The sequence below is a fragment of the Paraburkholderia sp. EG304 genome (assembly GCF_046543485.1).
GTDB classification, from domain to species: domain Bacteria; phylum Pseudomonadota; class Gammaproteobacteria; order Burkholderiales; family Burkholderiaceae; genus Paraburkholderia; species Paraburkholderia youngii.
In genome coordinates this window covers 1-255 of the sequence record NZ_JBKGUA010000476.1, presented here as the reverse complement: position 1 = coordinate 255, position 255 = coordinate 1, and the positions used below count along the sequence as shown (strand labels likewise).

At 73.7% G+C, this 255-nt stretch carries 1 protein-coding gene; it reads right to left on the bottom strand.

Features of this window, described 5'->3' with window-relative positions; genetic code table 11:
• On the bottom strand, nucleotides 1-255 hold a 255-nt coding region (locus tag ACLFKU_RS44815), incomplete at both ends, for an AMP-binding protein (protein WP_410853530.1).

The window sequence follows — 255 nt, the reverse complement described above, 5'->3', positions numbered from 1 at the left end:
CCTCCGCGCCCAGCGCCGCACGCCCCGCCGCATCGGCCAGCACCAGCCGCGGCGCCGCCTCCCCCAGAATCTGCCGCAGCCGCGCGCCCGGATACGCCGCATCCAGCGGCACATACGCGCCCCCCGCTTTCAGGATCGCCAGCAGCCCCACCACCATCGCCGCGCTGCGCTCCACGCAGATCCCCACCGGCTGATCCGGCCTGACTCCGAGTGCGATCAGATGATGGGCCAGCCGGTTGGCCCGCGCATTGAGCT